At 62.0% G+C, this 8912-nt stretch carries 9 protein-coding genes; 5 read left to right on the forward strand and 4 right to left on the reverse strand.

Annotation, left to right across the window (positions count from 1 at the left end; all coding sequences use genetic code 11):
- The first annotated feature begins 58 nt into the window (after positions 1-58).
- Entirely contained in the window at positions 59-919 is an 861-nt protein-coding gene (locus tag ACF8GF_RS25560) for a DUF6279 family lipoprotein (protein ID WP_392462479.1), read from the forward strand.
- Positions 920-938: 19 nt separating this feature from the next.
- On the opposite strand, the gene aceK is transcribed toward ACF8GF_RS25560, so the two are convergent.
- Positions 939-2654, reverse strand: coding sequence for a bifunctional isocitrate dehydrogenase kinase/phosphatase (aceK, locus tag ACF8GF_RS25565; protein ID WP_176685590.1), 1716 nt, complete (start codon positions 2652-2654; stop codon positions 939-941).
- Between the two features lie 206 nt (positions 2655-2860).
- Here aceK and ACF8GF_RS25570 point away from each other — a divergent pair, with 206 nt between their 5' ends.
- Both ACF8GF_RS25570 and ACF8GF_RS25575 read left to right on the forward strand, forming a co-directional pair.
- Positions 2861-3736, forward strand: a complete 876-nt coding sequence (locus tag ACF8GF_RS25570) for a DMT family transporter (protein WP_176685591.1) — start codon at positions 2861-2863, stop codon at positions 3734-3736.
- Positions 3737-3749: 13 nt separating this feature from the next.
- Positions 3750-4208 carry a DUF4265 domain-containing protein gene (locus ACF8GF_RS25575; RefSeq protein WP_176685592.1) on the forward strand — a complete coding sequence of 153 codons (459 nt, stop codon included), beginning with the start codon at positions 3750-3752 and terminating at the stop codon, positions 4206-4208.
- A 3-nt stretch (positions 4209-4211) separates the two neighbouring features.
- On the opposite strand, the gene ACF8GF_RS25580 is transcribed toward ACF8GF_RS25575, so the two are convergent.
- Positions 4212-5093 carry a DMT family transporter gene (locus ACF8GF_RS25580; RefSeq protein WP_392462481.1) on the reverse strand — a complete coding sequence of 294 codons (882 nt, stop codon included), beginning with the start codon at positions 5091-5093 and terminating at the stop codon, positions 4212-4214.
- A gap of 195 nt (positions 5094-5288) precedes the next feature.
- Here ACF8GF_RS25580 and ACF8GF_RS25585 point away from each other — a divergent pair, with 195 nt between their 5' ends.
- Positions 5289-5417: a hypothetical protein gene (locus tag ACF8GF_RS25585; RefSeq protein ID WP_256122406.1), complete on the forward strand. Its 129-nt coding sequence runs from the start codon at positions 5289-5291 to the stop codon at positions 5415-5417.
- Positions 5418-5529: 112 nt separating this feature from the next.
- Here ACF8GF_RS25585 and ACF8GF_RS25590 read toward each other — a convergent pair whose 3' ends face one another.
- Complete coding sequence (locus ACF8GF_RS25590) at positions 5530-6465, reverse strand: aspartyl/asparaginyl beta-hydroxylase domain-containing protein (RefSeq protein ID WP_176685594.1); 936 nt, start codon at positions 6463-6465, stop codon at positions 5530-5532.
- 173 nt (positions 6466-6638) lie between these two features.
- Complete coding sequence (gene cysK, locus ACF8GF_RS25595; protein WP_176685595.1) at positions 6639-7613, reverse strand: cysteine synthase A; 975 nt, start codon at positions 7611-7613, stop codon at positions 6639-6641.
- Positions 7614-7745: 132 nt separating this feature from the next.
- Between cysK and ACF8GF_RS25600 the strand changes: the two genes are divergently transcribed.
- A complete protein-coding gene (locus ACF8GF_RS25600) occupies positions 7746-8819 on the forward strand; it encodes a DUF748 domain-containing protein (RefSeq protein WP_392487639.1) in 1074 nt (357 codons plus the stop codon).
- Positions 8820-8912 lie beyond the last annotated feature (93 nt).

An 8912-nucleotide genomic window follows, 5' to 3' on the forward strand; every position in this document is an offset into this window, starting at 1 on the left:
GGAACCGCCAGCCCGCACTTGCATCTACCTTCTGGCCAGCCTGAGGAAGGAACAGCACATGCCGCTACGCCTGCCCAAAGCCCTGCTTATCGCCATCGGCTTGGCCTTGGCCTTGGCCGCCTGCAGCCGCATCGACCTGGCCTATCGCAACCTCGACCGCCTGGTGCCGTGGTCGCTGAGTGACTACCTGGACATGAACCGCGAGCAGAGGGCGCTGCTGGATGATCGGTTGCGCGAGCACCTGGCCTGGCATTGCAAGACTCAACTGCCCGGCTACCTCGACTGGCTCGACCGGCTACGTGGCCTGGTCGTCGCCGGCCAGCTAACCGACCAGGCCCTCCAGCAAACCACCCACGACGTGCGTGAAGCGATTGGTCGGGTGACCGAGGAAATCACCCCTTCGGCCACCGAACTGCTGCGTGGCATGAGCGACGACCAGGTAGCAAAAATGCGTGAAGCTTTCCGCGAAGACATCAGTGAGCGGCAGAAGCAGTATGTGGATACGCCCTTGCCGAAGCAGATTGCCCGCCGTAGCGAGCGCATGGAAAAACGCCTGGCACCCTGGTTTGGCGAGTTGACTGCGGTACAGAAGCAACGCATCCAGACCTGGTCTCAAGCGCTGGGTGACCAGAACCGTGAATGGATCGCCAACCGCGCCCACTGGCAGCAGCAATTGCTGTTGGCGATGAACCAGCGCAACGACTCCAGCTTCGAGCCGCGCCTGGCGACCTTGTTGCAGCGCAAGGAAAGTTTGTGGACACCCGAGTACCGGGCGGCGTATCGGAATACCGAGCGCCAGGCGCGCAGCCTGCTGGTTGACCTGGTGCAGCAAAGCACTCCGCAGCAGCGGCGGTTCCTGCAGGAACGGTTGGGCAAGGTGCGCACCCATTTGAGCGATATGAAGTGTTTGAAGGGCTGACAGCCCTGTTCGACCTGATTCACCGGGCCTTGCGCCGATACGGAAACACATCGATCACTTTCCCTTCACGTATCGCCGCCTGCAGCCCCTTCCAGTAATCCGCGTCATACAGTTCCCCATGCAAGCGGCTGAACAACCGCCGCTGGCCCATATCGGCAAACAGAAACGGCGGAAACTCTTCGGGGAACACATCATGCGGCCCGATCGAGTACCACGGCTCGCCCGACATTTCGTCCTCCGGGTAACGCGGTGGCGGGATGTGGCGGAAATTCACCTCGGTCAGGAAGCTGATTTCGTCATAGTCGTAGAACACGACCCGGCCATGGCGGGTCACGCCAAAGTTCTTCAGCAGCATGTCGCCGGGGAAGATATTCGCCGCCGCCAGTTGCTTGATGGCCAGGCCGTAGTCCTCCAGTGCCTCCAGCACCTGGCCCTCGGTGGCCTGCTCCAGGTACAGGTTCAACGGCGTCATGCGCCGCTCGGTCCAACAGTGGCGGATCAGCACCGTATCGCCCTCCAGCGCCACCGTCGACGGTGCCACCTCCAGCAACTCGGCCAGGCAATCCGGCTCGAACTTGCTGCGCGGAAAGCGAAAATCGGCAAACTCCTGGGTGTCGGCCATACGGCCCACCCGGTCGACGCTTTTCACCAGCCGGTACTTGTCGATCACCGTGGCGCGGTCCACGGTTTTCGATGGCGAAAAGCGGTCCTTGATGATCTTGAACACCGTATTGAAGCCAGGCAAGGTGAATACACTCATGACCATGCCCCGTACCCCTGGCGCCATGACAAAGCGGTCATCACTGCTGGCCAGGTGGTTGATCAGCGCGCGGTAGAACTCCGACTTGCCCTGCTTGTAGAACCCGATCGAGGTGTATAGCTCGGCAATGTGCTTGCCTGGGAGGATGCGCTTGAGGAAATTGACGAACTCGGCCGGCACCGGTACATCGGCCATGAAGTAAGAGCGGGTGAACGAAAAGATGATCGACACCTCGGCCTCGTCGGTGATCAATGCATCGGCCTCGATGCCGTGGCCTTCGCGGTGCAGCAAGGGAATCACCAACGGCCACTGCTCATCGCTGTTGTACAGGCGGCCAACCAGATAGGCCCCCTTGTTGCGGTAAAGCACGGGTACAAACAGCTCCAAGGCCAGCGCCGGGTCCTTGCACACCCAGTCGGGCAGGCATTCACGCAATTGTTCTTCCAGCCGCGTCAGGTCGCCTTCCAGGTCGCCATACGGCATGTCGAACGGGTAATCGGCGAACACCGCACGCAGCAAGTTCCTGAGACTGCCGTCAAGCCGATAGGTACGTGTTTGCGCGGCGCGCTCACGGCCGCGCATGGAAGGCCGGGTGGTGTGGATGAACATGCAGCCGTCGCTGATCTGGTCATGGCTGAACAGGCTGCAGAACAGCGAGTTGTACCAGGTCTCTGCCAGCTCGTCGTCCAGGCGGGGGTCAATCAGGTGGATATAGGCGTTTTTCACCAGCGGCCACTGCTCCACGTCCAGCAGCACCTCCGTGGCAAAGGCCTGGCGCAGCCAGCCGTTGACTTCAGCGACTTTCTCTTCATAGAGATTGATGCGGGCGGCGGCGGCCTGCTGGATATCCTGCCAGCGCGCCTGCTCGAAGCGCTTGCGGGCTCCGAGAGTGATGCGCTGGAAATGATCGCGGTAGTCGTCGAAGCCGGCGAGGATCATCCGGGCGATTTCGACAGCGGGCCAGGGCTGGGACATGCGTGGGGCCTCGGAGCAGGGATTGAGTACAGAGCTTAGCCGCCCTTGGGTGCATGGGTTACTGCCATTGAAGGCCCGAGCTGGCGTAGTTACAGCAGCGTTGTCCAACGCCGGCAGCCCGAGAGGAATTACACAGCAAGAAAGCACAAGAATCCCCCCGCCCCCTGGCGTACACTCGCGCCCCTGCCTTGCCTTCGGAGACCGTTGTGAGCCCCATCGCCCTAGCCCGCCTGCTGACCCTTGCCGCCGTCTGGGGAGCGAGTTTCCTGTTCATGCGCATCATCGCTCCCGAACTGGGCACGGTGCCGACCGCGTTCTTCCGGGTCTCCATCGCCTGTCTGGGCCTGATCGTGCTACTCGCCGCCGCCCGCGTGCGCTGGGACTTCCAGGGCAAGCTCGGCGCGTGCCTGGTGCTGGGCATGATCAACTCCGGCATCCCCGCCACCTTCTACTCGGTGGCGGCCCAGGTGCTGCCTGCCGGCTATTCGGCGATCTTCAACGCCACCACCCCGTTGATGGGCGTGCTGGTCGGCGTACTGTTCTTCCGCGAGCCAATGACCCTGGCCAAACTCTGCGGCATCTTCCTTGGCCTGTTCGGCGTCGGCATTCTCAGCGGTGCCGGCCCGGTGGCGCTAGACATGGCCCTGCTGCAAGGCGCCCTCGCCTGCCTGGCGGCCACCACCTGCTACGGCTTTGCCGGGTTCCTCGCCCGCCGCTGGGTCAGCGGCCTGGACAGCCGTCTTTCCGCGCTGGGCAGCATGCTCGGCGCCACGCTGATGCTGACCCCGCTGTTCGGCTGGAGCGCACTCACCCAACCGCCCGCCAGCTGGGGGGGCTGGGAGGTGTGGTTGTCGTTGCTGGGGCTGGGGCTGCTATGCACCGCCTTTGCCTACATCCTGTACTTCCGCCTGCTGGCCGAGATCGGACCGGTCAAAGCCAGCACCGTGACCTTCCTGATCCCGGTGTTCGGTGTATTGTGGGGGGCATGGCTGCTGAACGAGCCGTTGTCGATGGCGCATCTTTACGGCGGCCTGCTGATTGGCCTGGCCTTGTGGCTGGTGCTGCGCCCAGCGCGCCGCTGAAGCGGGGTACTGCATGAACAGCGCGTACAAGAAGGTCCTGTTCCGCCTGGAACAGGACGAGAACGGCTACCCACCGGCCTCGGTCGAGGGCCTGTGGGCCAAGGCCGTGGAAGGCGGCTATGCCATCGACAACATACCCTTCCATGTCTACGGCATCGCCCCAGGCGATGTGATCGACACCCGTGAAGAAGAAGGCGAAACCTGGTTCGCAGAACTGCGCCACAGCAGCGGCAGCTCGGTGTTCCGGGTGGTCGTCAAACCACCGGAAACCCTCGACCAGGTGCGCGCGGCATTGCTGGATTTCGGCTGTGCCTGTGAAACCGAGCAAGCAGTGAAGATGTTGGCTGTCGAGGTCCCGCCGCAACGCTCGCTCGACACCCTGCTCTACTACCTGCTCACCCAGCGCGAAGCCGGCCTGCTGGACTTCGAGGAAGGCGTGTTGCGCCACGCCATCCCCGAAGAATTCCGCTAGGGCCTACGCTTCCGCCAGGCGCGCCGCGGGCTTGCGAAACACGAACAGCAGCCCAACAACGATCAGCCCCATGCCCAGCAAGCTTAGCGGCGCCAGGCGATTACCGAAGATCAGCAAGTCCATCACTGCAGTCACTGCCGGCACCAGGTAGAACAGGCTGGTGACATTGACCAGGTTGCCCTTGGCGATCAGCCGGTACAGCAGCAAGGTTGCCAGCAGCGAGACCACCAGGCCCATCCACAGCAGCGCACCGACGAAGCTGCCGGTCCACTCGACATGGAGCGGTTGCAAAGGTGCGAACAGCGCGCACATGGCAAAGCCGGCCAGGTACTGCAGCGGCAGTGTGCCCATGGGGTTGTCGGTAATGCGCTTCTGCAGGATCGAGCCAAAGGTCATGCTGACCAGCGCCAGCAGGGCGAACAGCATCCCCGCCAGCGATACCCCGCCCAGGTTGATGCCCTGGTAGACCACCATGATCAAGCCGCCCAACCCCAAACCCAGGCCGAACAAACGGCTCCAGGAACGCTGGCGTTCCATCAGCACCACGGTGAGGATCGGTTGGACGCCCATCACCGTGGCCATGACACCAGGGGTGACATGGGTATCAAGCGCCAACAGATAGAAGATCTGATAGGCACCGAGCAGCACACACCCGGTACCCAGGGCGCGCAGAATGCTCCCGCGAGTACGCGGCCAGCGCAACCCTAGCAACGGGCCGATCAGCAACAGGCCAGCCAGTGCCAGCGCCGAGCGCAACAGCAGAAAGGCGAACGGGCTGGCATGCGCCAGGCCAAGTTTGGAGACGATCGCCCCGCTGCTCCACAGCAGGACGAACAGGCAGGTAGTGGCCGCCGAGGCCACGGACGCTTTGGTAAAGACAGACATGAATTGCCACCTGATAGTAGGCAGATAAGCCAAACGGACGGCGTGCGCTTCGACGTAAGAAGTGGCCGACCGTGTTCAGTAGGTTGCGCGTGCGAAGGGTTGCGGCACGAAGCCGATCAGCCCAGCACAACCACGCAATGAGGCGGAGCTACGCCGCCTACGACGCCACTGACAGGTGGTGGGGAGTGACAGATCATGACCGGCTGCTGGCTACCACGCACGACCATGCCCGCGACTGGCGCGATGGCAAAGCGTGTGGTGGAAGGAATGGCAGGCATGACAGCGGTCTTTGAAGAAGTGAATGTTCTGGAATATAGCGAGTGATTCTTCGCGGCACAAGCCTGCTTTCACAGGTTCTGCTCATCCTTCAAGGAGGGTGATGCACTTGTGGAAGCGGGCTTGGCCCCGCGAAGAGGCCCGAACAGACTACAAAAAATCAGAACAACCAGCGATACAGCAGATACGCCACCACCACCGCCAGTACCGGCCGTAGCACGCGGTAAGCCTTGGGGTTGGCGCGCTTGAACTGCTTCACATGGCTGCTGATCCTGTTGCTGAAGCGCTTGCTCCAGGCGTACGCCTGGTTGATCCCGCCCACGCGCTCTTCGTCAGTGTTCTGCGGCGCGGTGGCGCGGCCGAGGAAGGCACTGACCTTACGGTTGATGCGCGTCATCAGCGGGCTACTCAGCGGGCGCTCGATGTCGCAGAACAGGATCACGCGGGTTACGTCGGTTTCGTTCTTGACCCAGTGCACGTAGGTTTCGTCGAACATCACGTCTTCGCCATCACGCCAGGCGTACTGCTCACCGTCCACGTAGATGCGGCATGCGTCGGAGTTCGGCGTGGACAACCCCAGGTGGTAGCGCAGCGAGCCTGCGAACGGGTCACGGTGCGGGTTCAGGTGGCTGCCGCCGGGCAGCAGGGCAAACATTGCGCCCTTGACATTGGGGATGCTGCTGACCAGCTCGACGGTGCGCGGGCACAGGGTTTGCGCCGAAGGCAGCGGTTTGTCGTACCACTTCAGGTAAAAGCGCTTCCAGCCCTTCTTGAAGAACGAACCAAAGCCGGCGTCGTTATCCTTCTCGGCGGCACGGATATAGCCTTCGTCGAACAGGCGCATGGCCTCTTCGCGGATTTCCTGCCAGTTGTCCTTCAGCACGTCCAGCTCCGGGAAGCGCTGACGATCCAGATAGGGCTTGGACGGCACGCCGGAAAACAGGTACATCAACGCGTTGTAGGGGGCGAACAGCGCCGAATGGTTGACGAACTGGCGCAACACCGGCAGGCGGGCCTTGCCGCGCAGGTGCACGAACAGCACGCTGCCGAAAAACACCAGCAAGACACCCGCCTTGGCTGCAAAGGAAAAGGTCATGCTTTCACTCCTTGGGGAAGAGCCAGGGCTGCGCTGCCTGCTCTCCAGAAAATCATCCTGCCATCATAAACCGATCCCGCCGCGGTAAAAACAACCCGGGCGGGATCGCATTCATGAAGATTCTGCAATAAACCCGGCCGCCGATTGTTGCGCCGGGTCAGCGGCAAGGCCGGTTACTGTTGGTTTTCCTGCTCGCTGAACATGTCGCTGAACAGCATGCTCGACAAATATCGCTCGCCCGAATCGGGCAGGATTACGACGATGGTCTTACCCTGCATTTCCGGTTTCTCGGCCAGGCGCACCGCCGCCGCCATTGCCGCACCGCAGGAAATACCACAAAGGATGCCCTCTTCCTGCATCAGGCGAATAGCCATGGCCTTGGCCGCTTCGTCGGTCACCGTCTCCACTTGGTCGACGATCGAAAGGTCGAGGTTTTTCGGCACGAAGCCGGCGCCGATACCCTGGATTTTGTGCGGGCTTGGCTTGAGCTCTTCGCCGGCCAGGGTCTGGCTGATCAGTGGCGATGCCACGGGTTCCACTGCCACCGAAAGGATGGCCTTGCCTTGGGTATGCTTGATGTAACGCGACACGCCGGTGATGGTGCCGCCAGTGCCCACGCCCGCCACCAGCACGTCGATGGCGCCGTCAGTGTCGCTCCAGATCTCCGGGCCGGTGGTTTTTTCATGAATGGCGGGGTTGGCCGGGTTTTCGAACTGGCCCGGCAGGAAGTACTGGTCCGGCGCGGAGGCGACGATTTCGTTGGCCTTCTCGATGGCGCCCTTCATGCCCTTGGCCGGATCGGTCAGCACCAGCTCGGCGCCCAGTGCCTTCAGCACCTTGCGGCGCTCCAGGCTCATCGAGGCGGGCATGGTCAGTATCAGTTTGTAGCCGCGGGCGGCGGCGACGAAGGCCAGGCCGATACCGGTGTTGCCCGAGGTGGGCTCGACGATGGTCATGCCCGGTTTGAGCTTGCCGCTGCTCTCGGCGTCCCAGACCATGTTCGCGCCAATGCGGCATTTGACCGAATACCCCGGGTTGCGCCCTTCGATCTTGGCGAGGATGGTCACGCCGCGTGGGGCGATGCGGTTGATCTGCACCAGCGGCGTGTTACCGATGGAGTGGGCATTGTCTGCAAAGATACGGCTCATGGCAGGGGTCCTTGGCATGAAAAAGCAGGGAAATGCCTCAAGGGTAAGCCTGCGGCAGTGGCCCGTAAAGCCTGTTCGAACTCAGCTGGGCACGTTGCGGTCAACCGCACATCCCGCCTTGGAGACCGCCTCATGAAAGCCCGCTATCGCTGGCCGCTGGTCGGCCTGGCCAGCCTGACCGTGCTGCTGGTGGCGCTGCACCTGGCCCTGCCCTACCTGGTGCGCAACTACCTCAACGACAAGCTGGCCGACATGGGTGACTACCGCGGCCAGGTGGCCGATGTGGACCTGGCCTGGTGGCGCGGTGCGTATCAGATCAATGGGCTGAAGGTCGTCAAGACCACCGGCAAGGTGCCAGTACCGCTTCTCGACGCCCCACTGATCGACCTTTCGGTGAGCTGGCGCTCGTTGTGGTACGACAAGGCAGTGGTGGCCGAGGTGACCTTCGTGCGCCCCGAGCTGAATTTTGTCGACGGTGGTAGCAAACAGGCATCGCAGACCGGCCAAGGTACCGACTGGCGCCAACAGCTGGAAAAACTCCTGCCCATCACCCTCAACGAAGTGCGTATCGACAACGGCGTGCTGACGTTCCGTAACTTCAATTCCAAACCACCGGTCGACCTCAAGGCCACCCGGTTGAATGCCAGCATCCACAACTTGACCAATGTGCGCGACCAGAAAGGCCGTCGCGATGCCAGTTTCGAAGGTACGGCGCTCATCGCGGGTGATGCGAAGGTAGAAAGCCGTGCCACCTTCGACCCGTTCAGTGATTTCGATGACTTCGAATTCAGGCTTCGCGCCACCGGCATCGAGCTGCGCAAACTGAATGACTTTGCCAGCGCCTACGGCAAATTCGACTTCAATGCCGGGCACGGTGACGTGGTCATCGAGGCCCAGGCAGAAAACGGCCGGCTGAACGGCTATATAAAACCGTTGCTGCGCGATGTCGACGTGTTCGACTGGCAACAGGACGTCGAGGAAAAGGACAAGGGCTTCTTCCGCTCGGTGTGGGAGGCCCTGGTGGGGGCGACCGAGACGGTGCTGAAAAACCAGCCGAAAAACCAGTTCGCCACCCGGGTGGAACTCAGCGGCAGTGTGCGCCAACAGGATATCAGTGCCTTCGAGGCGTTCTTGCAGATCCTGCGCAACGGGTTTATCCAGGCGTTCAATGCACGCTACGAGCAGCCAGCGCCGAAGTCTGACTGAGAGAACGTGACGGGGCATTCAGGGACTGAATGCCCGGTCTGCGTTTGCAGCCGCCTGGCCCCGCGTTATAGTCGGAAACAAATCCAGATTATG

The sequence above is a fragment of the Pseudomonas sp. yb_5 genome (assembly GCF_043103865.1).
GTDB lineage: Bacteria > Pseudomonadota > Gammaproteobacteria > Pseudomonadales > Pseudomonadaceae > Aquipseudomonas > Aquipseudomonas putida_Y.